At 65.4% G+C, this 24,681-nt stretch carries 19 protein-coding genes and 1 pseudogene; 6 read left to right on the top strand and 14 right to left on the bottom strand.

From position 1 onward, the window contains the following. Nucleotides 1–110: 110 nt before the first annotated feature. The 3 genes from ybaK to AR540_RS25815 are packed head-to-tail and all read right to left on the bottom strand — an operon-like array spanning nucleotide 111 to nucleotide 1,642. On the bottom strand, nucleotides 111–581 hold the full coding sequence (gene ybaK, locus AR540_RS22665) for a Cys-tRNA(Pro) deacylase (protein ID WP_059232228.1): 471 nt from the start codon (nucleotides 579–581) through the stop codon (nucleotides 111–113). Then, nucleotides 578–1,183 (bottom strand): GGDEF domain-containing protein, encoded by a 606-nt coding sequence (locus tag AR540_RS25820; protein WP_177339277.1) that lies wholly within the window; start codon nucleotides 1,181–1,183, stop codon nucleotides 578–580. Before AR540_RS25820 ends, ybaK begins: the two co-directional genes overlap by 4 nt. An 18-nt stretch (nucleotides 1,184–1,201) precedes the next feature. Beyond that, nucleotides 1,202–1,642, bottom strand: coding sequence for an MASE2 domain-containing protein (locus AR540_RS25815; RefSeq protein WP_177339276.1), 441 nt, complete (start codon nucleotides 1,640–1,642; stop codon nucleotides 1,202–1,204). A 223-nt stretch (nucleotides 1,643–1,865) separates the two neighbouring features. Here AR540_RS25815 and AR540_RS22655 point away from each other — a divergent pair, with 223 nt between their 5' ends. Continuing rightward, entirely contained in the window at nucleotides 1,866–2,303 is a 438-nt protein-coding gene (locus AR540_RS22655; protein ID WP_059232227.1) for an HPF/RaiA family ribosome-associated protein, read from the top strand. Between the two features lie 82 nt (nucleotides 2,304–2,385). Further along, a complete protein-coding gene (locus AR540_RS22650; protein ID WP_059232226.1) occupies nucleotides 2,386–3,444 on the top strand; it encodes an oxidoreductase in 1,059 nt (352 codons plus the stop codon). On the opposite strand, the gene AR540_RS22645 is transcribed toward AR540_RS22650, so the two are convergent. Beyond that, entirely contained in the window at nucleotides 3,438–4,472 is a 1,035-nt protein-coding gene (locus AR540_RS22645; protein WP_059232225.1) for an acyltransferase family protein, read from the bottom strand. The genes AR540_RS22650 and AR540_RS22645 overlap by 7 nt on opposite strands. Before the next feature lie 169 nt (nucleotides 4,473–4,641). Continuing rightward, a complete protein-coding gene (gene rlmKL, locus AR540_RS22640; RefSeq protein ID WP_059232224.1) occupies nucleotides 4,642–6,813 on the bottom strand; it encodes a bifunctional 23S rRNA (guanine(2069)-N(7))-methyltransferase RlmK/23S rRNA (guanine(2445)-N(2))-methyltransferase RlmL in 2,172 nt (723 codons plus the stop codon). A gap of 319 nt (nucleotides 6,814–7,132) precedes the next feature. Here rlmKL and rmf point away from each other — a divergent pair, with 319 nt between their 5' ends. Further along, a complete protein-coding gene (rmf, locus tag AR540_RS22635) occupies nucleotides 7,133–7,348 on the top strand; it encodes a ribosome modulation factor (protein WP_059232223.1) in 216 nt (71 codons plus the stop codon). A 331-nt stretch (nucleotides 7,349–7,679) separates the two neighbouring features. Here the strand turns inward: rmf and AR540_RS22630 are convergent, their stop codons facing one another. After that, nucleotides 7,680–8,699: a quinone-dependent dihydroorotate dehydrogenase gene (locus AR540_RS22630; protein ID WP_059232222.1), complete on the bottom strand. Its 1,020-nt coding sequence runs from the start codon at nucleotides 8,697–8,699 to the stop codon at nucleotides 7,680–7,682. A gap of 328 nt (nucleotides 8,700–9,027) precedes the next feature. On the opposite strand from AR540_RS22630, the gene AR540_RS22625 reads away from it, so the two are divergent. Beyond that, the gene (locus tag AR540_RS22625) at nucleotides 9,028–9,903 is read left to right on the top strand and encodes a hypothetical protein (protein ID WP_059232221.1); all 876 of its coding nucleotides are present in this window, start codon (nucleotides 9,028–9,030) and stop codon (nucleotides 9,901–9,903) included. Between the two features lie 6 nt (nucleotides 9,904–9,909). Here AR540_RS22625 and AR540_RS22620 read toward each other — a convergent pair whose 3' ends face one another. The 4 genes from AR540_RS22620 to AR540_RS22605 all read right to left on the bottom strand — a co-directional run bounded on the left by AR540_RS22620 (nucleotide 9,910) and on the right by AR540_RS22605 (nucleotide 15,725). Continuing rightward, a complete protein-coding gene (locus AR540_RS22620) occupies nucleotides 9,910–10,479 on the bottom strand; it encodes a biliverdin-producing heme oxygenase (RefSeq protein ID WP_177339275.1) in 570 nt (189 codons plus the stop codon). Nucleotides 10,480–10,491: 12 nt separating this feature from the next. Then, on the bottom strand, nucleotides 10,492–12,903 hold the full coding sequence (locus AR540_RS22615; RefSeq protein ID WP_059232219.1) for a response regulator: 2,412 nt from the start codon (nucleotides 12,901–12,903) through the stop codon (nucleotides 10,492–10,494). Nucleotides 12,904–13,005: 102 nt separating this feature from the next. Next, the gene (locus tag AR540_RS22610) at nucleotides 13,006–13,467 is read right to left on the bottom strand and encodes a response regulator (protein WP_059232218.1); all 462 of its coding nucleotides are present in this window, start codon (nucleotides 13,465–13,467) and stop codon (nucleotides 13,006–13,008) included. 8 nt (nucleotides 13,468–13,475) lie between these two features. After that, nucleotides 13,476–15,725 (bottom strand): ATP-binding protein, encoded by a 2,250-nt coding sequence (locus AR540_RS22605; RefSeq protein WP_059232217.1) that lies wholly within the window; start codon nucleotides 15,723–15,725, stop codon nucleotides 13,476–13,478. Between the two features lie 215 nt (nucleotides 15,726–15,940). Here AR540_RS22605 and AR540_RS22600 point away from each other — a divergent pair, with 215 nt between their 5' ends. Then, nucleotides 15,941–16,969, top strand: a complete 1,029-nt coding sequence (locus AR540_RS22600) for an alpha/beta fold hydrolase (protein WP_059232216.1) — start codon at nucleotides 15,941–15,943, stop codon at nucleotides 16,967–16,969. Nucleotides 16,970–17,062: 93 nt separating this feature from the next. Here AR540_RS22600 and AR540_RS22595 read toward each other — a convergent pair whose 3' ends face one another. The 3 genes from AR540_RS22595 to AR540_RS22585 all read right to left on the bottom strand — a co-directional run bounded on the left by AR540_RS22595 (nucleotide 17,063) and on the right by AR540_RS22585 (nucleotide 22,725). Beyond that, nucleotides 17,063–21,910 (bottom strand): NAD-glutamate dehydrogenase, encoded by a 4,848-nt coding sequence (locus tag AR540_RS22595; protein ID WP_059232215.1) that lies wholly within the window; start codon nucleotides 21,908–21,910, stop codon nucleotides 17,063–17,065. A 192-nt stretch (nucleotides 21,911–22,102) separates the two neighbouring features. After that, nucleotides 22,103–22,312: a SlyX family protein gene (locus tag AR540_RS22590; protein ID WP_059232214.1), complete on the bottom strand. Its 210-nt coding sequence runs from the start codon at nucleotides 22,310–22,312 to the stop codon at nucleotides 22,103–22,105. Further along, nucleotides 22,309–22,725, bottom strand: a complete 417-nt coding sequence (locus AR540_RS22585; RefSeq protein WP_059232213.1) for an HIT domain-containing protein — start codon at nucleotides 22,723–22,725, stop codon at nucleotides 22,309–22,311. The genes AR540_RS22590 and AR540_RS22585 overlap by 4 nt, the downstream gene beginning before the upstream one ends. 372 nt (nucleotides 22,726–23,097) lie before the next feature. Between AR540_RS22585 and AR540_RS22580 the strand changes: the two genes are divergently transcribed. Next, nucleotides 23,098–24,411 carry an OprD family porin gene (locus tag AR540_RS22580; RefSeq protein ID WP_059232212.1) on the top strand — a complete coding sequence of 438 codons (1,314 nt, stop codon included), beginning with the start codon at nucleotides 23,098–23,100 and terminating at the stop codon, nucleotides 24,409–24,411. Between the two features lie 80 nt (nucleotides 24,412–24,491). Here the strand turns inward: AR540_RS22580 and AR540_RS25085 are convergent. Beyond that, nucleotides 24,492–24,681 (bottom strand): annotated as a pseudogene (locus AR540_RS25085) (His/Gly/Thr/Pro-type tRNA ligase C-terminal domain-containing protein); the annotation flags it as partial.

The raw sequence follows: 24,681 nt of genomic DNA, 5'->3' as shown, positions 1-24,681 counted from the left end.
CGGCAAGCCACACCTCGTAGCGTGGACAACGGCGCAGCCTTGTCCACCATCAGCGAGAGCACGCGTGGAAAACGCCATGCGGCTTTCCACGCTACCTGATAGGCAGGCGTTCAGACCTTGCCGATGGGGACGAAGGGCGCGTCCAGCAGGCGCGCCAGATCCGTTGGCGCCAGGGCCACTTCCAGGCCCCGACGACCCGCGCTGACATGGATGCTCGGCAACTCCACCGCAGACTCATCGATGAAGGTCCGCAGCCGTTTCTTCTGCCCCAGCGGGCTGATGCCACCCACCAGGTAGCCCGTACTGCGCTGGGCCTGGTCGGGCTTGGCCATCTCCAGCTTCTTCACGCCGGCGGCCTGGGCCAGGGCCTTGAGGTCCAGGGTGCCGGCGACGGGGACGATAGCCACCAGCAACTCCAGCTTCTCGCTGGCAGCGAGCAGGGTCTTGAACACCGTCGCGGGCGCCAGGCCGAGTTTCTCGGCGGCTTCCAGGCCGTAGGAGGCGGCCTTGGGATCATGGTGGTAACTCAGCACCTCGTGGGGCACCTTGCTCTTCTTGAGCAGTTCTATCGCCGGGGTCATGCCAGCACTCCCTGGGAATCGGCTACCTCCGCCCGACCACGCCCCTGGGCCTTGGCGCGGTAGAGCGCGAAGTCGGCGGCCTGCAGCCAGTGGGCGACGTCATCGTAGACCCGTTCGAAGCCGGCGATGCCGCAGCTCAGGCCCACGCGCACCTTCTGCCGCTCACCTGGCCCACCCGCCTGCATGTCGTGCAGCCGCTCCTGCAGCCGCCGAACCAGTTCGAGGGCCTGCTCGGGGGAGGTATCGGGCAACAGGATACCGAATTCGTCGCCGCCGAAACGACCGGCGAGGTCGCTGGTACGGATGGTTCGCGCCAGCAGACCGGAGAACTGGCGGAGCATCTCGTCTCCGGCCTGGTGGCCGAAGCGGTCGTTGATCGCCTTGAAGTTGTCCAGGTCGATCATCACCAGGCTGGCCGCGGCGCCACTCCGCTTGCAGCGAGCGAATTCCCGTTGCAGCAGCAGATCCCAGTGCGTGCGGTTGTGCAGCCCGGTCATGCCGTCCTGCTTGTTGAGCAGCTCCAGTTCCTGCTTACGGCGGGACAGCTCCTGCGCCAGCCGGTAGCTCACCCAACCCAGTGCCCAGGGATAGCCGACGATCATCGGCAGGCAGGCATAGATCTACAGGGTAGTGGTCTCGGTGGCCACGGGATGCCGCAGCACTACCAGCCCCACCAGGATGCCCGCGAGTTGTGCCAGCACACCGCGGCGCCAAAAGCGCACGCCACCCGCCCCCAGCATGTTCAGCGCGGTCATGGCGAGAAGGGTCACGCTGGGTAGCAGATTGAAGCCCATGCTGGCCGCCCAGAATCCTGCCGACCCGCAGTCCAGCAGCAGGTTGCGCATCTCCGCGCGGTAGGGATCCTTCGACCGTATCGCCCAGAGATAGGCCAGGGGTGACCACAGCAGGCCGTTGGCCAGCAACAGTAGCCACAGCCAGGCGGAGACATGCTGGGTGACCTGGACCGACAGGATGCAGATGACGCTCAGGACCAGGCCGACAGCACGGGGCAGCCAGAGTCGTCGAGCGAAGCTGCGGCCACGGGCGAGCACATCCGGCATTCAGGAAACCCCACTGCAACAGGCGATATCGAGCCGCGCATTATCGGGGGACGGCAGCAAATTGCCAGCACCCCGCGGCCAAACGGCGTTTTTCACTAAGTACGACGTCAATGAACAGTGCCAGATGGAAACACGCCGTGACACGTCCTCCGGACGAACAGCCTTGAACCTCGGCTCTACCGGCCTCATCCAAGTAACAGGCCCGTCACACAGAGGAAGCCTCATGCAAGTCCAAGTCAACAGCAATCACCACATCGAAAGCAGTGCCGGCATGCAGAATTGGGTAGCGTCGGTGGTGGAAGACCGCCTCGACCGCTTCGACGAACTCCTCACCCGGGTCGAGGTGCATCTCAGCGACGAGAACGCCGCCAAGGCCGGTGCCCAGGACAAGCGCTGCCAGATGGAAGCCCGCATCAAGGGCCATCAGCCGCTGTCGGTGACGCACAAGGCCGAGTCGCTGGACCAGGCGGTGGACGGCGCGGCCGACAAGCTGCTGCGGGCCATCAGCAACCTTTCCGGTAAGTTGGAGAAAAAGCGCCTGTCCGGTGGTGAGCTCAACGACCCCATCGCCTTGGAGGACTCCGACGAGTTCAAGGACTCCTTGTTGCAGGACGAATTTCTCGAGCGTGAGCAACTGGCCCAGGAACATCAGTTGAAGTGATGCTGCGCTAAGCTTGCCCCTGCTACCGAGGCCGCTCACCGAGCGGCCTCGGTCTTTTTCCCGTCGGCAAAAGGATCACTGCATGTCCGCCTCCCTTCGCGTCGCCCTGATCGGCTATGGCTTCGTCGGCCAGACCTTCCACGGCCCGCTGCTGAGTTCGATTCCCGGCCTGCGCCTGGACCTCGTCGCCTCGCGCGATGCCGCCCGCGTCCAGGCCGATCTGCCCGGGGTACGGGTAACCGCGGACTATGCGGCAGCCGTACGCGATCCGGCCGTCGACCTGGTGGTCATCGCCTCGCCCAACCAGACCCACGTCCCGCTCGCCAGCGCCGCCCTGGCTGCCGGCAAGCACGTGGTGGTCGACAAGCCCTTCACCGTGACTCTCGCCGAAGCCCGCCAGCTGGCCCAGGAAGCCGAAGCGGCTGGCCGGCTGCTGTCGGTGTTCCAGAACCGGCGTTGGGACAGCGATTTCCTCGGGCTGCAGGCAGTGCTCGCCAGTGGCGCCCTGGGCGACGTCACCAGCCTGGAATCGCGCATCGAGCGTTTCCGCCCCCAGGTACGGGATCGCTGGCGCGAAGCCGACCTCCCCGGTAGCGGCCTCTGGTTCGACCTGGGACCGCACCTGCTGGACCAGGCGCTCTGCCTGTTCGGCCTGCCGCAGCGTCTGCAGGCCAGCCTGGTTCGCCAGCGCCCTGGCGCCCGCACCGATGACTGGTTCCAGGTACAGCTGGACTACGGTAGCCGCCAGGTCACCCTGAGAGCCGGCATGCTGGCGGCTGGCGGCGTGCCGCGTTTCCTCGCCCAGGGCACCGCCGCCAGCTGGCTGAAGCTGGCAGCGGATCGCCAGGAAGACGCCCTCAAGGCCGGCGTCCGCCCAGGCGGTCCCGACTGGGGTCAGGACCCCGATCCGGGCTGGCTCATCGCGGCCGACGGCGAACGCCAGGCACTACCGACTCCGCCGGGCGATCATCGGCGTTACTACCTGGCACTGGTCGAGGCCCTCGCCGGCCACGCAGCCAATCCCGTCCCGCCGGCCCAGGCTTGCGTCCTCATGGCCTTGCTGGAGACGGCGCAGCGCTCATCGGCGGAGGGTCGCGCCCTGGTGCCGGAACTCACCGCCGCTGAACGCGCGGCCTACTGACTGTTCGCCCAACGCGGACGCCTGACCAGCAGGCGTTCGCCGAGTTGGCGCAGGATCCGCGATAGCCGCCGCTCGATCCACTCGTAGCTGACCCAGGCCAGCAGCAGGATCACCGGCAGGCACACCGCCAGGGTCTGGTAAGGCGTCAGGCCCCATTGCTGATGCAGCCAGTAGTCGCCCAGCCAGAGCACGATGACGTGCACCAGGTAGACCGAGTAGGACCAGTCCCCCAGGGCCTTGCACAGCCGCGATCCAGCGAACCAGGGTTCGAGGATGACGCAGGCGCCGACCAGCACGGCGCTGGGCACGCCCCAGGTGAGCAAGCGCCACGGATGATCGGCCGGGAAGGCGACCAGGCAGGCCAGCGCCAGTAACGCGGCCAGCACTGCCAAGGGCTTGGCACCCTGCAGCGCGCCGCGTCGGTAGAGCACCGCCAGGCCTACGCCCAGCAGGAATTCGAAGATGATCGGATTACGGTAGAAGTTGCTGACGAAGGACTCGCGCGTCAGCACCAGGCTGACCAGGATCACCAGCAGGCTGACCAACCCTATCCGCCAGCGCTCGGCCACCCCGAAGGACAGCGCGAAGAGCAGGTAGAACAACATCTCGAAGTTGAGCGTCCAGCCCACCGGCAGGATCGGGTAATGGCCGAAACCCGCGGGATTCTCGCTGGGGATGAAGAACAAGGAGAGCAGCAACTCGCGTGCCGCCAGGCCATAGACCGGCATCACGTCGCTGGCGAGGTAGAGGATCAGCGCCGTCACCGCCGTATACAGCCAGTAGGCCGGGGCGATACGGGCGATGCGTTGCCAGAGGAAGGTGCTGCGCCGGATCGGACGGCCTGCGGTGGACAGCTGGATCACGAAGCCGCTGAGCACGAAGAAGATATCGACCCCGACCTGGCCGCGGGTGGAGAGCAGATGACCGCCAAGGCTGTCGGCGTGGAAATCGAAGAACACCTGCATGAAGTGATGGAAGACCACCAGCCAGGCGGCCAGGGCCCTGAGTGCCTGCAAGGAAACCAGCATGGAAAAACGCGCCCCTCCTGTCGTCCGCTCGAACACGGCCAAGCGCCGCGCCGTCATTCTGGACGGCACGGGCAGGTCGTGCGGCAGCCGTGGCAGGCTGGGTTGCAGCTGGTCACACCCTGGGCCGGTGGATGCCGACCCCGTTCAGCGCCAGTTCAGCCGCTGAGCGTCACTGCAGGGTGAGACGCCAGGCTCTATGGATTTTCGGATTGCGGGCGAAATCCGGGTCCAGGGTGCTGGCGGTGATTTCCTCGACGCGATAACGCTGGGTCAGGCCTTCGTCGAGTTCGAACTTGCGGAAGTTGTTGGAGAAGTACAGCACCCCGTTACGGCTCAGATGAGCCATGGCCGAATCGATCAGCCCGACGTGGTCACGCTGGACGTCGAATACCCCTTCCAGGCGCTTGGAATTGGAGAAGGTCGGCGGATCGACGAAGATGAGATCGTATTCGCCGCGGTCGTTCTCCAGCCAGTGCAGGACGTCGCCCTGCTCCAGCCGGTGCCGCTCGGAGAAGCCATTGAGCGCGAGGTTGCGCCGCGCCCAATCCAGGTAGGTCCGCGACAGATCGACACTGGTGGTGCTGCGCGCCCCGCCCACTGCGGCCTGCACCGTAGCGGCGCCGGTGTAGCAGAACAGGTTGAGGAAGCGCTTGCCCTGCGCCTCCTGACGCAGCCGCAGGCGCAGCGGGCGATGATCCAGGAAGAGACCGGTGTCCAAGTAGTCGGTGAGGTTGACCAGCAGCTTGGCACCGGCTTCCTCCACCTGCAGGAATTCGCCCTGGGCAGCCTGGCGCTCGTACTGCTTGGTGCCGCTCTGCCGCTCGCGGCGCTTGACCACCACCAGGGAGGGATCTATGCCCAGCGCCTGGGGAATGGCCGCCAGGGCGTCCAGCAGACGCGCCTGGGCCTTCTCCGGATCGATGGAGCGCGGCGGCGCATACTCCTGCACATGGACGCGGTCACCATAGAGGTCCACAGCCACGGCGTACTCGGGCATGTCGGCATCATAGAGCCGATAGCACTGCACGTCCTGGTTGCGCGCCCATTTGCCCAGTTGCTTGAGATTCTTCTGCAGGCGATTGGCGAACATCTGTCCGCCTTCGCTGAGTTTCGCCGGCTCGGCGGCCTGGGCCTTCGCCGACCGCTCGCCACTGCGGCTACCGGTGACGAACTGCCGCGATTCCACCTCGAACATCAGCAACTTGCAGGGCAAGGCGCCGTTCCAGAAGGCGTACTGCTTGTGACTGCGGATGCCCATGCGTTTGCCCAACTCCGGCGCGCCGGTGAACACTCCCGCACGCCAGCCCAGGCAGGCCTGGCGCAGCCGTTCGCCCAGGTTCTGGTAGAGGTACAGCAGACTGGCTTCATCGCCCAGCCGCTCGCCGTAGGGCGGGTTGCAGATCACCAGGCCGGTCTGGCCCTTGTCCGGGCGCGGCTCGAAGCTGGCCACTTCCCCCTGGTAGACCTTGATCCACTGGGAAAGCCCGGCCCGCTCGATGTTGTTGCGTGCCGGTTGGATCAACCGCGGATCGGCTTCGTAGCCGCGGATCCAGGCCGGTGTCTTGGCCAGACCCGCAGCGGCTCGCGCTTCCGCCTCCTGGTGCAGTTGCTGCCAGAGCGCCGGCACATGGCCCAGCCAGGCGGAAAAGCCCCAGCGCTCGCGGCGCAGGTTGGGAGCGATGTCCGCCGCCATCAGGCCGGCCTCGACCAGGAAGGTCCCCACCCCGCACATGGGGTCGGCGAGCGCACCACCGGCCGCCGCCAGAGCTGGCCAGCCGGCGCGGATCAGCACCGCGGCCGCCAGGTTCTCCTTGAGCGGCGCCGCACCCTGCTGCAGGCGATAGCCGCGCTGGTGCAGGCTCTGGCCGGAGAGATCCAGCGACAGGATGGCCTGGCCGCGCTCCAGGTGCAGGTGCACCCGCAGGTCGGGGGCGATCTTGTCCACCGTCGGGCGCTGCCCGGTGCGCTCGCGCAGACGGTCGACGATGGCGTCCTTGACCTTGAGCGCGCCGAAGTGAGTGTTGTCGATCCCCGCGCCCTGCCCGCTGAAACCCACTGCCAGGGTGCCGTTGGGTACCAGGTGCTCTTCCCACTCCACACCATGCACGCCTAGATACAGTCCCTGGGGATCTTCCACCGGGAAACGCGCCAGCACCAGCAGTACCCGGTTGGCCAACCGCGACCAGAGGCACAGGCGATAGGCATCCGCAAGACTCGCCTCGCCGCGCACCGCCGCGGTCTGGCTACGCGCCTCCTGTAGGCCGAGGCCCTGGGCCTCTTCCAGCAGCAGGGTCTCGAGGCCCTTGGGACAGGTGAGGATAAGTGAGTGCATCGCGGACATCGTTGAATCCATAGGTAGGAGGGCGGGAACTTTTCTGCCTTTGGTCGGATTACCGGGCGAAAAATACCCCCTCGAAGAAAGTTTGACTGCGTCTCAACAAGCCGCAGTGGCGGCATTTCGGCGGCGACATATCGCCTTTTCATTTCGATCTGGTTACGGCTTATAGCTAAATGGTCGTTCCCAGGTCACGTTCCATTGGTTAGTAATTGATCACCCGCGCTGCTCAGGCACGGGACGGGTGCCAGAAAGCCGGCTCTGGCATCCAGGCCTGCAACGGGCCATGGACAATCTGCAAGTCAACCGATGAGGGCACTACCCTATGAGAAGACTCAAGCGTGATCCAATGGAACGAGCTTTCCAACGTGGTTATCAGCACGGCATTGTGGGCAAATCCCGGGACCTCTGTCCCTTCACTCAGGACGCCGTTCGGCAGGCCTGGCTCAACGGCTGGCGCGAGGGCCGTAGCGACCAATGGGACGGCTACGTGGGCACCGCCGGTCTTCAACGCATGAATCAACTGCAGGCCGCAGGCTAATTCGATTTCACTAGGGCAAGCCCCAGGGCTTCCATGACAGTCTGGTTTTCCAGTTAGATCCCTCTCCAGGATCTGGGACTAGGTCCCGCGGGGGCTCGTGAAGAGCCCCCTTCCCCTCAGAGCCTGTTCAAAGGCTGCTGCGCGTCGCCAAACTGCGTTGAAAATGCCTTCAGAATGCTCATTTACCACTTGTAAACCCGAGCGCGGGTCCGATCCGCTTCCTCAGGCATTTGATTCGCTGGCGCTCACCCTACGGGCCAGCCATTGGCTGTTACTCCCGTTGGTCGTTGCGCCTTGTTTGGCTCTAGCTCGCGAGACTTTGAACAGGCTCTCAGGACCGGGTCGCCGCGATGGCGTCCACCGCCTCGCGAATCAAGGCTGGGCCACGGTAGATGAAGCCACTGTAGATCTGCACCAGGCTCGCCCCCGCGGCGATCTTTTCCGCCGCATCCTCGCCCGAGAGAATGCCCCCGGCTGCGATGATCGGCAGGCGCCCGCCCAACTCCCCTGCCAGCACCCGGACCACATGGGTGCTCTTCGCCCGCACCGGGGCACCCGACAGCCCGCCCGCCTCGGCCGCATAGGGCAGGTTCTCCACCCCTTCGCGGCCCAGGGTGGTGTTGGTGGCGATGATGGCGTCCATCCCCGCATCGCGGATCGCCTGGGCGGTGAGCACGATCTCTTCGTCGGTCATGTCGGGCGCGATCTTGATGGCGATGGGCACTCGCCGGCCCTGTTGCACGGCCAAGTCTTCCTGGCGCTGGCGCAGCGCCTCCAGCAGGCTCTTGAGCGCATCGCCGAACTGCAGGCTACGCAGGCCGGGCGTGTTGGGGGAGCTGACGTTCACCGTGATGTAGCTGGCATGGGCATAGACCCTGTCCAGGCCGATCAGGTAGTCGTCCACCGCCCGCTCCACCGGGGTATCGGCATTCTTGCCGATGTTGATCCCGAGTACGCCCTTGAAACGCGCCGCCCGAACCCGCTCGATCAGGGCATCCACGCCCGCATTGTTGAAACCCATGCGGTTGATGATGGCCTCGGCCTGTTCCAGGCGGAACAGCCGTGGCTTGGGATTGCCCGGCTGCGGACGTGGCGTCACGGTACCGATCTCGACGAAGCCGAAGCCCAGGCCGGCGAAGCCGTCGATGGCGGTGCCGTTCTTGTCGAGCCCGGCGGCCAGGCCCACCGGATTGGGAAACTCCAGCCCCATGACCTGCACCGGCAGGCGGCCCGGTTGCCGCCCCAGCCCGGTCAGGCCCAGGCGACCGGCAGCGCCGATCAGATCCAGCGCGAGCTCGTGGGAGCCTTCCGGGGACAATTTGAACAGCAAAGGACGGAGCGCGTCGTACATGGCGGACTCACAGGCGATTCGGAAACCGCGCATTATACAGGCTTGCCACCCGCCATATGTCGCTCGCTATCAAGGTGGGTGGTCGCTCATGCAAAAGATCGTACCTTTCGGGAATCATTTGACGATAATGCGGTCTCTGCCACGCTGGTCTGATGTCTTATGCATGCGTAACGGTCCTGCAGGCCAAGGCCAGGTACCACGACGAGGCATAGCTTGGCCAGGGTAGCGACACTACCCGCAGCCAAAAATCGCCGCCTCTCGCGATTAGCAGCACCGGTAACACCACTCCTGTATCGGTCATGCAGTTCCCTTTCGCCCCGGAGACCCCATGAGCAACAACGCCAACCTCCTGGGCGGACCCTGGTCTTCACTGGCGTTGCATCTGCATCCGTCGCTCGCGAGCCGGCGCATCCAGCGATGCCTCGAGCGTCTGGCCGATGCCTTTACTCCCATCCCCCCACCCCGGGAGAGCCTTTGGTGGGATGACGGACATCCACTTCAGCTGCTCCTCGGCCTACCCCGTGCGGCCCTGTCCGGCCCTACCCAGGAAATCAAGAGCACGGCCCATGCGCTGCTGAGCCAGCTGGTGGTCGCCGAGACGCTGCAGTCGTCCTCCTTCGACCTGCGCGCCCTGGATGGCCTTTGCCACCGCCCCCAGGAGCAGATTCCGGACGACGTGGTGCACCTGGAGGAACTGGCGGCTTTGCCGGCGGCCCGCGAGCAGGTCCGCATCATCGGTTACCGCGACTTCCAGGCGGCGCTCTATCGCACCCTGCCCACGCTGTCCGCCGAGCACCCACTGAAGCTGCGCCAGGCCAACTGGCGTGGGCAGCGCTTCTTCCTCGACAACGACGCGGCCACTACCCTCGCCTTCGCCAGCATCGTGGCCTACGCGCGGATTCGCGGCATCGCCGTGGAAGTCCCGGTACAGGTACAACAGTTGCGGCTCGAGGCGGCGGCCATCGAACGCCTGCATGAGGCCTTCACCCTCTATGCGCTGCCCAACGCCGTGTGGAATCACCCGGATTTCATCCAGGTCCTGCTGGGCCTGAAGCTCGACTACGCCCGCCTGCCCATGGCAGCGCCGGGACAGGATCTGGAATGGCTGCTGTTGCCCAACGCAGTGGCCAGCACCCGGATACTCGCGGAAACCCTGGAGCGGCTGGGTGCCGCCGAGGTCATCAGCTACCTGAGAGGCTTCTGAGCGGCCTCAGGGAAGCGGCGCGGTGCCCGGCGCATAGCGCCGCCCTGCCGCCAGGAAGATCGTGAAGGCCAGGCGTTGACCGGCCAGCATCGCCGGATGCAGCGCCGCATCGCCACCGGCATGGTCGAGTCGCTCGAGGAAGGCCGGCCAGGCGCCCTTCGGGGGCACATGACCGAGATAGGCGCGTGCCTCGCGCACGCCTTCGTCGGGACTCTCACCCACATGGCGATCCAGCAGTCGCGAGCCCAGCCGCGAGCCTTCCAGCACATAGGCCACGCCCCAGCACTCGCCTTCATCGAGGGTCCGCTCGAAGACCTCGGGTTGCGGAGCCGCGACCTGTAGGCACTGCAGGTCGGCGCCCAGGGCCTGGGTACGCCGACGCTCCGCCCAGTCGGGCAGCAGCCGTTCGATACCGGACCGCTCCAGCAGGGCTTCCAGGCCGAACAGCGCCTGGGCGTGTGCTTGCAGGAAGGCGGTGTAGTCGGAACGACTGTGCAGCGCATAGCGACCGAAGGCGGCATCGACCTGCGCGTGCAGGGCACCGCCTTCGGCACGCAACATTTCACGGATGGACACGCAAATACCTCGTCAGGCCGGCGACGGCTGGGGCTTCTCGCCCCGCAGCGCGGCCTGCAGGCGCGCTGCCAGGTCCGCTTCACGGAAGGGCTTGGGTACGATGAAGGACTGTTCGGGATCGAGTTCGCCCAGTTCGGCGTACCCGGTGATGAAGACCACCGGCAGCTGCGGCAGCCGCTTGCGTACCTGGCGCGCCAGCTCGGCGCCGTTCATGCCGGGCATGGCGAAGTCGGCCAGCAGCAGGTCGATCTGCGGGTCGCGCTCCAAGGCGCTCAGGGCGGCGAAGCCGTTGCTGGCCTCCACCACCTGGTAGCCCAGATCGGCCAGCAGCGCCGCGGTCACGTTGCGTACCGCCTGGTCGTCGTCGACCAGCAGGATGCGCCGCTCGGCAGCTTGCTCGTCGCGCCCCGGGGCTGGCAGCCCCACCGGGTCCTGAGTCTCGTCGGCCTCGGTCCGCGGCAGGTAGACCAGCACCGTGGTGCCCGATCCCATCCGCGTCTCGATGCGCACCCCACCCCCGGACTGCTTGGCGAAGCCGAACACCTGCGCCAGCCCCAGGCCCGAGCCCTTGCCGACTTCCTTGGTGGTGAAGAAGGGTTCGAAGGCCTTGGCCAGCACCTCCTCGCTCATGCCGGTGCCGGAATCCTGTACGGCCAGCAGCACGTACTCGCCAGGCTCGGGTTCTTCGGGCCGTCGGGGCGCTTCGCTGATCACCTGGTTCGAGGTGCTCAGGCGCAGGGTGCCCCCCACCGCCATGGCATCCCGGGCATTGATCGCCAGGTTGAGGATGATCAGCTCGATCTGGGTCGGGTCGACCAGGGCATGCCAGCAGTCGGCGCGCAGGTGGGTCTCGATCCAGACACTGCCGCCCATGGTGCTGCGCAGCAGTTCGAGCATGCCCTCGACCGTCTCGTTGAGCTTGACCGGCTTGGGGGCCAGGCGCTGGCGCCGGGAAAAGGCCAGCAACTGGGCGGTAAGCTTGGCGCCCCGCTCGCCCGCTTCGCGGATGTTCTGCACCCGCCCCTGGGTCTTGTCGCTGGCGCCCAGGCGGGTCAAATCGCGTTCGAGGAAACTGGCGCTGCTGAGAATGACCGTCAGCAGGTTGTTGAAGTCGTGGGCCACCCCGGCGGTGAGCTGGCCAACGGCTTCCAGGCGCTGCATCTGCTGCAGGGTCGCTTCCACCCGCTCGCGCTCGTCGATCTGCTCGCGCAGCTGGCGGTTGGCCGCGGCCAGCTCCTCCATTGCCAGGACTTCGGAGGAGATGTCGCGGCCGGAACAGTAGGTCATGCCGGCATCCGGCACCGCGGTCCAGGAAATCCAGCGATAGCTACCATCGAAATGGCGGATCCGGTTGACGAAGCGCTGACTGGCCGCCCGCGTGGCCAGTTGCTTGAGTTCGTTGTCGGTGAGGCTGCGCTCGTCCGGATGCACCAAGTCCAGCAGGGACGAATCGAGCAGTTGCATCCGCGACCAGCCGAGGTTTTCTTCCCAGGCCGGGTTGAGCGCGACCAGGGTGCCGTCCGGGCGACACACCAGCAGTAGGTCGCGGGTGAGATCCCAGGTCCGGTCGCGTTCGCGGGTCCGCTCCTCGACACGCTCACCGAGGCTGACGTTGAGGCGCTCGAGCTTTTCCGCCGCATCGCGTTGCTGGGTGATGTCGAGCATCACGCCGAGGAAACGGGTGCAGACCCCGGCATCGAAGAACGGCTGGCCGCGGGTCTCCACCCAACGCTGGGAACCGTTATCGAGGCGGATGCGGTATTCGCTGCGGTAGTCGTCGTCCCGCTCGTCGGTACTGGCCTGGCGGACCGTGTCGAGGAAACGGTCGAGTCCATCGGCGCCGCACAGCCGGGCGAACACCTTCAGATCCACCACGGCATCCGCCGGCAGGCCGAACATGGCCTTGCAGCGTTCGTCCCAGACCAGGGTCTGGCTGGCGGGGAGGTACTCCCACATGCCCAGTCGCGAGGCATCCATGGCCAGTCGCGAGCGGACCTCGAGGCTGTGCAGGGCTTCCTCGGCGCGCCGCCGCTCGCGGCGCTCGTGCACCACCAGCAGGGCGCGCTCCACCGCCTTGGCCAGCAGTTCCATGCTCTGCTTGAGCACGTAGTCGTTGGCCCCCAGGCGCATCATCTCCACGGCGTGGACTTCACCGAAGATCCCCGAGACGAAGATGAAGGGCGTGCCCGGTGCCAGGGCGCGGGCTACGCGCAGCGCCTCGGCGCCCGAGAAACCGGGCAGGATGATGTCGGAAAGGATGATGTCGTAGGTCTGCTGACTCAGGGCCAGCGTCAGCCCGGTGCGCTCGTAGACGATCTTGGACTGGAGTTCGAAGCCGTGCCGCTCCAGCTCGATCAGGATCAGCTCCGCATCGAGCTTGCTGTCTTCCACCAGCAGGATCTTGATCTTCTTCGAGAGTGGCATAAACGGACGTCGGCCTTGCAGCTGTTCGCTCAGGGGAGCCGGGTCGCGAGCGTCCGCCTGGCGCGAAGAATGGGCTGGAGGTAGATCTATCTTGCTCACTCGCTAGCGACCGATACGGCGCGCCACGCGTCGCGAACCGGGGGGCGGCTCATTGAGCACGGCCCAGAATACGCCGAGATCGCTGATCGCGGCGACGAAGTCGCGAAACTCCACCGGCTTGACCACATAGGCATTCACGCCGAGCCCGTAGGCCTTCTCGAGATCCGGCTCTTCGCGCGACGAAGTGAGCATCACGACCGGAATGCTACAGAGTTCCGGTGTTTCACGGACCAGCTGCAGCACTTCCAGGCCATCGACCTTGGGCAGCTTGAGATCCAGCAGCATCACCGCCGGATTGCCCGGTTCACGGTCGACGTGGGACTCGCGGCGCAGCAGGTAGTCGACCGCCTCGGCGCCATCGCGGAGCACCACCACGTCGTTGGCGAGCTGGCTGCGCTCCAGGGCCACCAAGGTAAGTTCCAGGTCGTGCGGATTGTCTTCGACCAGCACTATGGGCTTGAGCATGAACAGGACTACCTTTTGTGTACCGGCGACGGCCGTTGTTTGGGTAATGCGAAATAGAAGGTGGCGCCCTCGCCTACTGCGCCCTCGGCCCAGACCCGGCCATCGTGGCGCTCGATGATGCGCCTGACACTGGCCAGACCGATACCAACACCCTCGAACTCGTCGGCATGGTGGAGGCGCTGGAATACGCCGAACAGCTTATTCACGTAATCCATGTTGAAGCCGACGCCGTTGTCGCGTACGAAGACCACATCCTCGGACTCGCTCGGCAGCGTACCGATCTCGATCACCGCCGGGTCCGCATAGCGGCTGTACTTGATGGCATTGGCCAGCAGGTTGCGCAAGGCCAGGTGGACGAAGGCCGCGTCGGCGATGACCACGGGCAGAGTGCCGACCCGCCATTCCACCCGCCGGTCGGCATAGTCCGGCGCCATTTCCTCGCGGATGGCTTCCACCAGCGCGGTCAGGTTGACGTCGGAGTAGCGGATCGCCGCCCGGCCCATCTGCGAGAAGCTCAGCAGGTTGTCCACCAGGCTGCCGGCGAAGCGGGCCGAGGTGCCGATGTTCTCCAGGAAGCGACGACCACGATCGGACAGCTTGCCGCCCTCGATGTCGCCCAGCAGCTCGGCATAGCCGGCGATGTGTCGCAGCGGTGCACGCAGGTCGTGGGACACACTGTAGGAGAAGGCGGCCAGCTCCTTGTTGCTGCGCTGCAGCTCCTCGGCCAGTTCAGCCATCTCCTCGGCCTTGCGCAGGACGATGCCGCGCACGGCGTTGCGCAGTTCCAGGGCGCTTTCCACTTCCAGTGCGGACCAGGGCAGGGACAGCCCCCGTACCGTCTCCTGCCAGAGCGCGAAGCTCTGGCGCGGCGACAGACGGCCGTCACCCTGATCCACCTTGGCGGGGCGACCCGCCCAGTTCACCACCTGCACCAGCTCGGTCCGGAACCAGATCAGGTAATGGGAATGCAGCTCGGAGATCGGCACGGCGAGGATGCCCGCGGCATGCTGCGCCAGCTTCGGCAGCTCGGCGACGTCCTTAGCCAAGTTGTCGGTGAAGAAGTGATCCTTGACGTTGGCCGACAGCCACTCGACCAGCTCGTCCACCCGCTCGCGCGGCGGTGCCTGGCCGATCAGCTCGGTCCCGTCGGACGATATGATCGCCGCACCCTGGGCGCGGGCGAAGTCCAGGTACACCTGCGGCAGGTCGAGCAGGCCCTGGCAGACGCTGTCGCGGTCAGCCATGGTCGACAACATCTGCACCATGGACTGGCGCAGGGCGAGACGGCGGTCGGCCTCCGCATGGGTCTCGGCCGCATCGATCTGCAGGGACAGCACCCGACCGAACAGCTCGCAGGCGGTGCGCGTCTGGAAGGATACCCGCTGCGGCTGGCGGTCATGGCAGAGCACCAGGCCCCAGAGCTGATCGCCGACCACGATGGAAATGGACATGGACGCCAGGGTGCCCATGTTCCTCATGTACTGCAGATGCACCGGCGAGACGCTACGCAACTGGGCGAAGCTCAGGTCCAGCGGCTGGGCAGTCAGCGGGTTGACCTGCGGCTCCAGGGGCGACGGCTGATAGTAGGCGTCGCCGATCACGCGGATACGGTTCGCCAGGTAGAGTCGCCGGGCCTGGGGGGGAATGTCCGAGGCCGGGAATCTCAGCCCCAGATAGCTGGGTACGCCCGGATCGCGCGCCTCGGCGAGCACCTGGCCGTGACCGTCCTCGTCGAAGCGGTAGATCATGATGTGGTCGAAGCCGGAGATCCGCTTCGCCTCGCGCACGGCGAGCTGGGCGATGGCGTCGACGGTCTCGGCCTGGTGCAGCTGTTCGATGAACACCCGCACCATGGGATACAGGGTATTGAGGCCGAGGTGAGTATCCACCGGCGCTTCGAATTCGACGATCAGCACTCCGGCGAAGCGATGCATGAACAGGGCGAAGGTCTGCCGCGCCGGGCCGAGGCTCACCTCGCCCTGGTAGGAGGGATTCTGTTCTTCCTGGTTCAAGGCCGCGAGCATCGCCGGCAGGTCCATCCCCGGCAGCAATTCGCCAAGAGTCCGGCCCAGTACCTCGTCCACCCCCACGCCCAGGTATTCGCGCACGTTGGCGCTGGCCTGCACGATACGCAGCCCCGGTTCTTCCACGGCGAACAGGAAGCCATGTTCCTGGATACTACCGGGAATATGGATCGGCTCATTGGCACAATCGGCCAAGGCATCGGGCTGCATCTGGGGCTGGGACTCGAGCGCCAAACCGGGGACCTCTCGTGATCGGAAAAAGGCGCAGGAACGAGGTGCGCACGAACGAAACAAACGATGTTCCAGACTACCAGACCCTGGCCTGGAGGCGAAGCGAATCGGTGCGGACGGCAGCCTCGACACCTGGGGTATCCGCTCATCTGACCTCGGGAGGAATCTTGGTCCGGCACCATCGGTCGGAACTACTTCAACCCCCAAGGACTTCGACCATGCACCTGCGCCTCGTCCTCCCCTTGACCGCCATGCTGCTCAGCCCTGTTGCTATGGCGGATGCCGTTTACGGCGAACGCCTGGAGGGCTTCGACTACGACTATCCCATCCAGCAATTCGCCTTCACGTCACAGCGCCAACCCCTGGAGATGGCCTATCTGGACGTGGCCCCGACCGGCAAGGCGAATGGGCGCACCCTGGTCCTGCTGCACGGCAAGAACTTCTGCGCCGGCACCTGGGCGGACAGCATCCGGGTGCTCGCCGCCGCCGGCTATCGGGTGGTCGCCCCCGACCAGATCGGCTTCTGCAAGTCCACCAAGCCGGCCCATTATCAATACAGCTTCCAGCAACTGGCCGCCAACACCCACGCCCTGCTCGACCACCTGGGTATCGCCCGGGCGACCCTGATCGGTCATTCCACGGGCGGTATGCTGGCGACCCGCTACGCCCTCCTCTATCCCGAGGCCACCGAACAGTTGGTGCTGGTCAATCCCATCGGCCTGGAAGACTGGCAGGCCAAGGGCGTGCCCTATCGCAGCGTGGACCAGTGGTACGAGCGCGAATTGAAGACCACCGCGGACGGCATTCGCGACTACGAACGCAGCACCTACTACGCCGGCCAGTGGGCGCCGCGCTACGAACGCTGGGTCGGGATGCTCGCCGGCCTCAATGCGGGGCCGGGCAAGCAGCGTGTGGCCTGGAACTCGGCTCTGATCTACGACATGATCCAGAACCAGCCGGTGGTGTACGAGTTGCCGCAGCTGCGCATGCCCACCCTGCTGCTGATCGGCCAGCGGGATACCACCGCCATCGGCAAGGATGCCGCGCCAGCGGAGGTCAAGGCGCGTCTGGGCCACTATCCCGAATTGGGCAAGGCAGCGGCGAAGCTGATTCCCAAGGCGACCCTGGTGGAATTCGCCGACCTCGGCCACGCCCCGCAGATGCAGGCGCCGGAGCGTTTCCACCAGGCCCTCCTGCAGGGCCTGGCGAAACCTGGAGCCGAACGTCCGGCCAATCCCACGCCATGAATGAGGAAGGCGGCGCCCCTCGGGGTACGCCGCCTTCGCGCTGAACCGCCAGACCGGTGGCGTCATCGGCACCTGGCCAATGACGCCCCAGCCTCAGGCGCTGCTGCTGGCCAGATCCGCCAGCTCCCGACTGGCCACGCTGTACATCGCGTAGTCCTGGCCGCTGGCGTTGCGCAGGTCCACCAGCAGACCGCGCCAGCGCTCCACCGCCGCCCTGTGCTGCTCCAGCCACAACGATAGTCGCGCCTCCGGATCGCTGGATGCCTCGGCGAGATTGAGCATGCCGACGGTGATGGCGCGCTGTTGCACGTCCACCTCATCACGGAAGGCTTCCCGTGCCAGGGCCTGCCAGGCATTGGCGACCGGCAGCTGGTTGAGCTGCTGCTGGTACCAGGTCAGGTCCAGCACATCGCCCGCCGCGAACCAGGTGGCCGCCACTTCCAGCGGATCCTGGGCGGTGACGTCCGCCGCCTGGATCACCGGCAGCAGGGTATAGATGTGGTTGGTCCCCGCCACGACCCGCGCCAGCAGCTCGGGAACGCCCGCCTCGGTGTAGGCGCGGAAGCGCTCTTCCCAGTCCTGGCGCGGCTCGCCCTGCAGCAGCTCGTCCAGGCGCACCCCCAGGGCAGCGATGCGCGGCCCGAAGAAGGCCGCCGCGGCACCGGCATCCAGGCCGCTGCGATGGCTGCGCAGGAACCAGCGTGTCGCCCGCCGACCCAGGCGCATCAGCTCGCTCATCAAGCGTAGCTGCAGCTCGGCCGGCACCTGGTGGTCCAGGGCCTCCACCTGACGCCACCAGTGCGGCAGGTGCAGGACGTCGCGCATGACCACATAGGCCCGGGCCACGTCCGCTGCGCTCATGCCGGTGGACTCGCGCAGCCGCTGCACGAAGGTGATGCCCATGTGGTTGATCAGGTCGTTGGCGATCTGGTTGGCGACGATTTCGCGCTTGAGACGATGGCGCGCCATGGCTTCGGGAAACTGCTCGGTCAGACGTTTCGGGAAGGCGCCCTGCATGTCCCGGGCGAGGTACTCGTCGTCCGGCACCGAAGAGGCCAGCAGTTGCTCCTTGAGGTCGATCTTGCTGTAGGAGATCAGCACCGACAACTCGGCGCGGGTCAGCCCCTGTTCCTTGGCGGCGCGTTCGGCCAGGACCTCATCGCTGGGCAGGAACTCCAGGGTGCGGTCCAGCTTGCCGCGGCTTTCCAGGTCGACGATCAGACGCTGGTACTCGGCCAGGTGGGTCCGGGCACGGTACTCGGCGAGGGACAGGGCGCCGGTCTGCATGTAGTTGTTGGCGACCACCAGCTCGCCGACCTCATCGGTCATCTCGCCCATCAGGGTGTTGCGCTGCTTGACGGTCATGTCGCCTGCGGAGACCACGTCACCCAGCAGGATCTTGATGTTGACCTCGTGGTCGGAGCAGTCCACCCCGCCGGCGTTGTCGATGAAGTCGGTGTTGCAGGCCCCGCCCTGCAGGCCGAACTCCACCCGCGCCAACTGGCTCATGCCCAGGTTGCCACCCTCGCCGATCACCTTGGCGCGCAGGTCGCAGCCATCCACCCGCAAGCCGTCGTTGGCCTTGTCGCCTATGTCGGCATGGCTCTCGAAGCTGGCCTTGACGTAGGTGCCGATGCCACCGTTCCAGATCAGGTCCACCGGCGCCTTGAGCAGTGCATGGATGAGTTCGGTTGGGGTCAGCTGGTCGGCCTGCAGGTCGAAGCGCGCCTTCATCTCGGGCGTGATGGCGATACGCTTGGCGCTGCGCGGGAAGATGCCACCGCCCTGGGAGATCAGGCTGGCGTCGTAGTCGGTCCAGCTCGACCGCGGCAGGTTGAACAGCCGTTCGCGCTCGGCGTAGCTGCGCTCGGCGTCCGGGTTGGGGTCGATGAAGATGTGCAGGTGGTTGAAGGCCGCCACCAGCTGCAGGCTGCGCGAACGCAGCAGGCCGTTGCCGAAGACGTCGCCGGCCATGTCGCCGATGCCCAGCACCGTCACCGGATCGCGCTGGACATCGATGCCACGCTCGCGGAAATGCCGCTGCACGCTGACCCAGGCACCGCGGGAGGTGATGCCCATCTTCTTGTGGTCGTAGCCGGCCGAGCCGCCGGAAGCGAAGGCGTCGTCCAGCCAGAAACCATAGTCCTGGGCGATGCCATTGGCGATGTCGGAGAAGGTCGCGGTGCCCTTGTCGGCCGCTACCACCAGGTAGGGATCGTCGCCGTCGTAGCGCACCACCGCCGCCGGCGGCATGATCTCGCCGTCCTTGAGGTTGTCGGTGATGTCCAGCAGGCCACTGATGAAGATGCGGTAGCAGGCGATGGCCTCAGCCTGGATCTCGTCGCGGGAACCGCTCAGGGGCAGCCGCCGCGGCACGAAGCCGCCCTTGGCGCCGACCGGTACGATCACCGAGTTCTTCACCTGCTGCGCCTTGACCAGACCCAGCACCTCGGTGCGGTAGTCTTCCTCGCGATCCGACCAGCGCAGGCCGCCACGGGCGACGTTGCCGAATCTCAGGTGCACGCCTTCGACGCGGGGGCTGTAGACGAAGATCTCGTAGCGCGGTACCGGGCGCGGCAGCTCGGGGATGGCCTTGGGATCGAGCTTGAAGCTGAAGTAGGCCTTGGCCTTGCCGGCCGCGTCGGTCTGGAAGACGTTGGTGCGCAAGGTCGCCTTGATCAGGTCCAGGTAGCGCCGCAGGATGCGGTCCTCGTTGAGCACCGCGACGTCGTCGAGGGCACTGAGGATGGCCTGCTCCAGGCGCTGCTGCTTGTCGTTCAGGTCGTCGCTGGTCATGCGCCGCGCCAGGTAGAACTTCATGCGGAACAGTCGCACCAGTTCCCGGGCGATGTCGACATGGGCATTGAGGGTGGCAGCGATGTAGCCGATGTCGAAACCGATGCGAATCTGCTTGAGGTAGCGGGCATAGGCGCGCAGCACCGCCACGTCGCGCCAGGGCAAGCCGGCGGTGAGCACCAGCCGGTTGAAGCTGTCGTTCTCCGCCTGGCCCTCGACCACCTGGACGAAGGCGTCCTGGAAGGTGTCATTGAGCTGCTGGAGGTCCAGCTCCAGGCCGGCCACGGTGGTGAAGGCGAAGTCATGAATCCAGTAGCGGCGGCCGTTGCGATGGCGCAGCTCGTAGGGGAATTCGCCGAGTACGCGCAGGCCGAGGTTTTCCAGGATCGGCAGCACGTCCGACAGCGCCAGGGGCGTATCGGCGTGGTAGAGCTTGCAGTGCAGGATGTTGTCGCCGGTCTGGGTCAGCGGCTGGTAGAAGCCCATGGCCAGGCGGCGGTCGTCGTTCAGGGCCAGGAGGTGGCGCATGTCCACCACGGCCAGGTGCGGCGCGAAGCGCTCGCGGTAGCCGGCGGGGAAGCCCAACGGGTAGTCGGCCAGGATGGAGGTGCCCTGGGCCTCGCCGAAGCTGTCCACCATCAGGCTGGCGAAATCGTCCTTCCAGCTGCGGCAGGCCTGCACCATCTCCTGCTCCAGCCGCGCCGGGTCGACGTCCTGCGGCTGCAGCGGATCGACCCGCAGGATGAACTGCACCCGCGCCAGCACCGACTCGGAGAAGAAGGTCCAGAATTCACAGTCGGTGCCATGCAGGCGATCCATGAGGATCTGCTGCATGCGCTGGCGGACTTCGGTGGAATAGATGTCGCGCGGCACGTAGGCCAGGCAATAGAAGAACTGGCCGTAGGGGTCGCGACGCAGGAACACGCGGACCTTGCTGCGCTCCTGGATCTGCACGATGGCCATGGCGGTGCTGAACAGCTCGTCCACCGGCGTCTGGAACAGATCGTCCCGCGGCAGGCCTTCGAGGACCTGGGCCAGTTCCTTGCCCAGGTGCGCACTGCTGTCGAAATCGGCGCGGCGCCGTACCTCGTCGACCTTGCGACGGATGTAGGGAATCTCGCGCACGCTGTCGTTGTAGACGCTGGAGGTGTAGAGACCCATGAAGCGGTGCTCGCGCACCACCCGGCCGCTGGCGTCCACTTCGCGCAGGGAAACGAAGTCGGGATAGGCCGGACGATGTACCCGGCTCGGGTCGGCGGCCTTGGCGAAGGACAGCAGCACCGGCTCGCGCAGATAGCGCAGCGGCTCGCCGGAAAGCGTCACCACAGCGGTCTCCGGACTGCCTCTCAGCCGCCGCGACAGCCCCAGCAGCGACTCGGGCGCGTAGCGCTGCACGGCATTCTCGCCCTCGCCTTCCACGGTGAATTCCTCGTAACCGAGGAAGGTGAAACGGTCGTTGCGCAGCCAGTCGAGGAAGGCCTTTACCTCAGCCAGCTCCCCTTCCTCGACGCCCGCCGGACGCTGCTCCAGCCAGTCCAGCAGCTCGCCGACCTTGGCCTTCATGGCGGCGAAGTCGCCCACCGCCAGGCGCACCTCGCCGAGGATCTCCTGCAGCGACGCTTCCAGGGCCCGCAATTCGCTGGCGGCCGCGCAGCGGTCGATCTCGAGGAACATCAAGGCTTCGCGGGTCACACCCTCGCCTTGCTGGCCCTTGGGCAGCAGTTCGAGCAGCCGGCCCTGGGCATCACGGCGGACGCTGAGCACGCTGTTCTGCAGGGTATGGACGCTATAGCCCTGGCGATTGAGCTCCATACGGATCGAATCGACCAGGAACGGCGAGTCGGCGTGCAGCACCTCGACCACGGTATGGCTCGATTGCCAGCCGTGGCGTTCGTAATCGGGATTGAAGACCTGGACCCGGGGCTCGGCCGGATCGAAGACGTCCAGCAGGCGCCAGGCCGAGAGCACGCAGCCGACCAGATCGGAAAGACGGCGCTGGGTCAGCTCTTCCAGCGGGACGATGCCGAAGAACTGGGCGGTGAAGCGCTCCAGCTGTTCGAGGGTGGCCCCTTCGACATGGGCCGCGAGGGCATTCCTGAGTTGTTGTTGGAAATCCGCTTGGCTGGCAGCGGTGAAAAACGCCATAACCGTACTCCGTCCTGAAGGTGCTGTGGGCTTCGCTCCGCAGAGGACAGGCCTCCCCCGGAGCGAGTTCCACGAAGGACGAGGCCGGACTGCACCAAAAAAGTGCAACAGTGCAGTACGGCTAGAGTAGCCCTCTATTCCGCCAACGCACGTATGTCAGGGCGACAACAAGATTCAGCTGCGGAACGGGTCTCAATAGTGGGGCGGCGGCGCCTCGTCCGGCAGGCCGCCGCCACCGGCGGTCTGCAGCTCCGCCTGGCGCTCGGCCAGCAGGCGGATCTGCGCCGCGCAGCGGTCGAGCGCCTTCTGCTGTTCGACGATGATGTCGTTGAGGGTCTGGATGGTGTCGTCCTGGAAGGCCTGGCGCACTTCCAGTTCGGCGATGCGTTCTTCGAGCGTCATGACTTGGCCTCCTGTTCGAGCAATGTTCGCCAGAGCTTCAGTGCCGTGCGCCCCTCTTCCTCGCCATAGGGCTCGCGCGGCGAATGTCCCCAGACCGGCCCAGGCCAGGCCGGATCGGCCGTGTGGCGCAACACCAGATGCACGTGCAACTGACTGACCACGTTGCCCAGGGCACCGATGTTCAGTTTCAGACCGGGCTGTGCCTGGTGCAACACCTGAGCGACAAGTGTCACCTCTCGCCACAGTTGCGCCTGATCCGCCACGGATAGATCGAGAACCTCGGTAACACCTGCCTGGCGTGGCACCAGAATCAGCCAGTGGTAGCGGCGGTCGTTGAACAGCATTACCTGGCAGAGCGTCAAGGACGCCACTTCCAGCGTATCGCCGGCCAGCCGTGAATCGAGTTGGAACATCTCATCTCCTGCCAGATTAGGTCAGCACTAAAAGTGTGCATTACGACCGGTAAGTGAAACCTTTGGTGTCACAAAGGTGCAACCAGCTCTTCCGACACTGTAGCCGTGCCCCGTTGAAAGCGAGCAACAGCCCGGATTGCCGACCGTTTCGCATATTGTGCATGCTTCTTGCTAGCGGAATCCACGCGCGACGAACGGCGGGGAACTCTTAAGGCAAATTCTCAAGAGGACTGGTTAACTCACCGCCTGCAGACGCAAATTTTTGCCAAGGCCTATCGCCCCTCCTGGAGAGGTGCTATATGTGCCGCCATTAGAACAAACAGCCACGGCTGACACGATGGCTGATCCTCAAAACCCAAAGGAGCATTTCTGATGCAAGCGATGAAGTGGAGCGTTATCGCCCTGGCTGTAGCTGCAGGGACCACTCAACTGGCTTTCGCCGACCAGCAGTCCGAATCCAAGGGCTTCGTCGAAGACAGCAAGCTGACCCTGTTGAACCGCAACTACTACTTCAACCGGGATCTCAAGAACGGCGCCAACGATCGTATCGACTGGAGCCATGGCTTCCTGATGAACTACGCATCGGGCTTCACCCAGGGTACCGTGGGTGTGGGTGTGGATGCCTTCGGCTACCTGGGTCTCAAGCTCGACGGCGGCGCTGGCACCTCCGGCACCGGCAACCTGCCGCGCAACAGCCGACTCGAGCCTGCTGACGAGTACTCCACCGCTGGCGCCGCGGTCAAAGTCCGCATCTCCAACACCGTCCTGAAGTACGGCAACCTGCAGCCCACCTCCCCGGTATTCGCCCTGGGTGGCAGCCGCCTGTTCCCCCAGACTGGCACCGGCTTCATGCTGACCAGCGAGGAAATCCAGAATCTGTTCCTGGAAGCAGGTCACTTCACCGCTGCACGTGACAACATCAATACCTATCACGATGGCAATCTGGGCTCCCAGATCCTCGGTGGCTTCACCAGCAAGTCGGGCGACTACGTTGGTGGCAAGTACAAGATCAGCGATCAGCTGAGTACCTCTTTGTACTACGGTCGCCTGGAAGACCTGTGGAACCAGTACTATGCCAACGTCAACTTCGTTCAGCCGCTGAGTGCCAACCAGTCGCTGACTTTCGACGCCAACTACTACTACACCGAGGATTCGGGCAAATCCAAGCTGGGTGACATCAGCAACAACACCTTCTCGCTGGCAGCCGCCTATAGCGTCGATGCTCACACCTTCACCCTGGGCTTCCAGAAGGTGAACGGTGATACTCCGTTCGACTACGTTGGGGCGGGTGGTAAAGGTGCCTCTGTAGGAAGCGGCGGTGACAGCATCTTCCTGGCGAACTCCATCCAGTACTCCGACTTCAATGCCCCGGGCGAGAAGTCCTGGCAGGCTCGCTACGACCTGAACATGGCTACCCTGGGCGTGCCCGGCCTGAGCTTCATGACTCGCTACGTTCGCGGCACCGGCATTGATGCTACCAACAACACAGCCTACTCTAGCCTGGGCTACCAGGATGGCGACAAAGAGCGTGAAACCAACGTCGAAGCCAAGTACGTGCTGCAAAGCGGCCCGGCCAAGGATCTGTCCTTCCGCATTCGCCAAACTTGGCACCGTGGCGACGACAGCACCGGCGGCACCGTCAACGAGTTCCGCCTGATCACCGAGTACCCGCTGAGCATCCTGTAAGGAACAGCGTACCTCGTACGATCCAACAGCCCGGCCTCCGCCGGGCTGTTGCTTTTCCGGCTTCCGCCCGGCCCCCGCCCGCGTCCCTTGTACTCGACCACGCCCTCGTTGAGGCCGCGCTCGCCCACCACCAGGCGATGGGGGATGCCGATCAGCTCCATGTCGGCGAACTTCACGCCGGGTCTGTTCTTCTTGTCCCGATCATCCAGCAGCACATCGAAACCCGCCGCTTTCAGCTCGATGTAGAGACGATCGGTCGCTTCCTTCACC

This window comes from Pseudomonas sp. EpS/L25, from assembly GCF_001512295.1.
In the GTDB taxonomy this organism is placed as follows: domain Bacteria; phylum Pseudomonadota; class Gammaproteobacteria; order Pseudomonadales; family Pseudomonadaceae; genus Chryseomonas.
The sequence above is the reverse complement of the archived record's forward strand: the minus strand, read 5'-3'. Positions and strand labels throughout refer to the sequence as shown.

Coding starts and splice junctions, on each gene's coding strand:
- ybaK (WP_059232228.1), bottom strand. CDS start 581: ATGACCCCGGCGATAGAACTGCTCAAGAAGAGCAAGGTGCCCCACGAG.
- AR540_RS25820 (WP_177339277.1), bottom strand. CDS start 1,183: ATGATCGTCGGCTATCCCTGGGCACTGGGTTGGGTGAGCTACCGGCTG.
- AR540_RS25815 (WP_177339276.1), bottom strand. CDS start 1,642: ATGCCGGATGTGCTCGCCCGTGGCCGCAGCTTCGCTCGACGACTCTGG.
- AR540_RS22655 (WP_059232227.1), top strand. CDS start 1,866: ATGCAAGTCCAAGTCAACAGCAATCACCACATCGAAAGCAGTGCCGGC.
- AR540_RS22650 (WP_059232226.1), top strand. CDS start 2,386: ATGTCCGCCTCCCTTCGCGTCGCCCTGATCGGCTATGGCTTCGTCGGC.
- AR540_RS22645 (WP_059232225.1), bottom strand. CDS start 4,472: ATGCTGGTTTCCTTGCAGGCACTCAGGGCCCTGGCCGCCTGGCTGGTG.
- rlmKL (WP_059232224.1), bottom strand. CDS start 6,813: ATGTCCGCGATGCACTCACTTATCCTCACCTGTCCCAAGGGCCTCGAG.
- rmf (WP_059232223.1), top strand. CDS start 7,133: ATGAGAAGACTCAAGCGTGATCCAATGGAACGAGCTTTCCAACGTGGT.
- AR540_RS22630 (WP_059232222.1), bottom strand. CDS start 8,699: ATGTACGACGCGCTCCGTCCTTTGCTGTTCAAATTGTCCCCGGAAGGC.
- AR540_RS22625 (WP_059232221.1), top strand. CDS start 9,028: ATGAGCAACAACGCCAACCTCCTGGGCGGACCCTGGTCTTCACTGGCG.
- AR540_RS22615 (WP_059232219.1), bottom strand. CDS start 12,903: ATGCCACTCTCGAAGAAGATCAAGATCCTGCTGGTGGAAGACAGCAAG.
- AR540_RS22610 (WP_059232218.1), bottom strand. CDS start 13,467: ATGCTCAAGCCCATAGTGCTGGTCGAAGACAATCCGCACGACCTGGAA.
- AR540_RS22600 (WP_059232216.1), top strand. CDS start 15,941: ATGCACCTGCGCCTCGTCCTCCCCTTGACCGCCATGCTGCTCAGCCCT.
- AR540_RS22595 (WP_059232215.1), bottom strand. CDS start 21,910: ATGGCGTTTTTCACCGCTGCCAGCCAAGCGGATTTCCAACAACAACTC.
- AR540_RS22590 (WP_059232214.1), bottom strand. CDS start 22,312: ATGACGCTCGAAGAACGCATCGCCGAACTGGAAGTGCGCCAGGCCTTC.
- AR540_RS22585 (WP_059232213.1), bottom strand. CDS start 22,725: ATGTTCCAACTCGATTCACGGCTGGCCGGCGATACGCTGGAAGTGGCG.
- AR540_RS22580 (WP_059232212.1), top strand. CDS start 23,098: ATGCAAGCGATGAAGTGGAGCGTTATCGCCCTGGCTGTAGCTGCAGGG.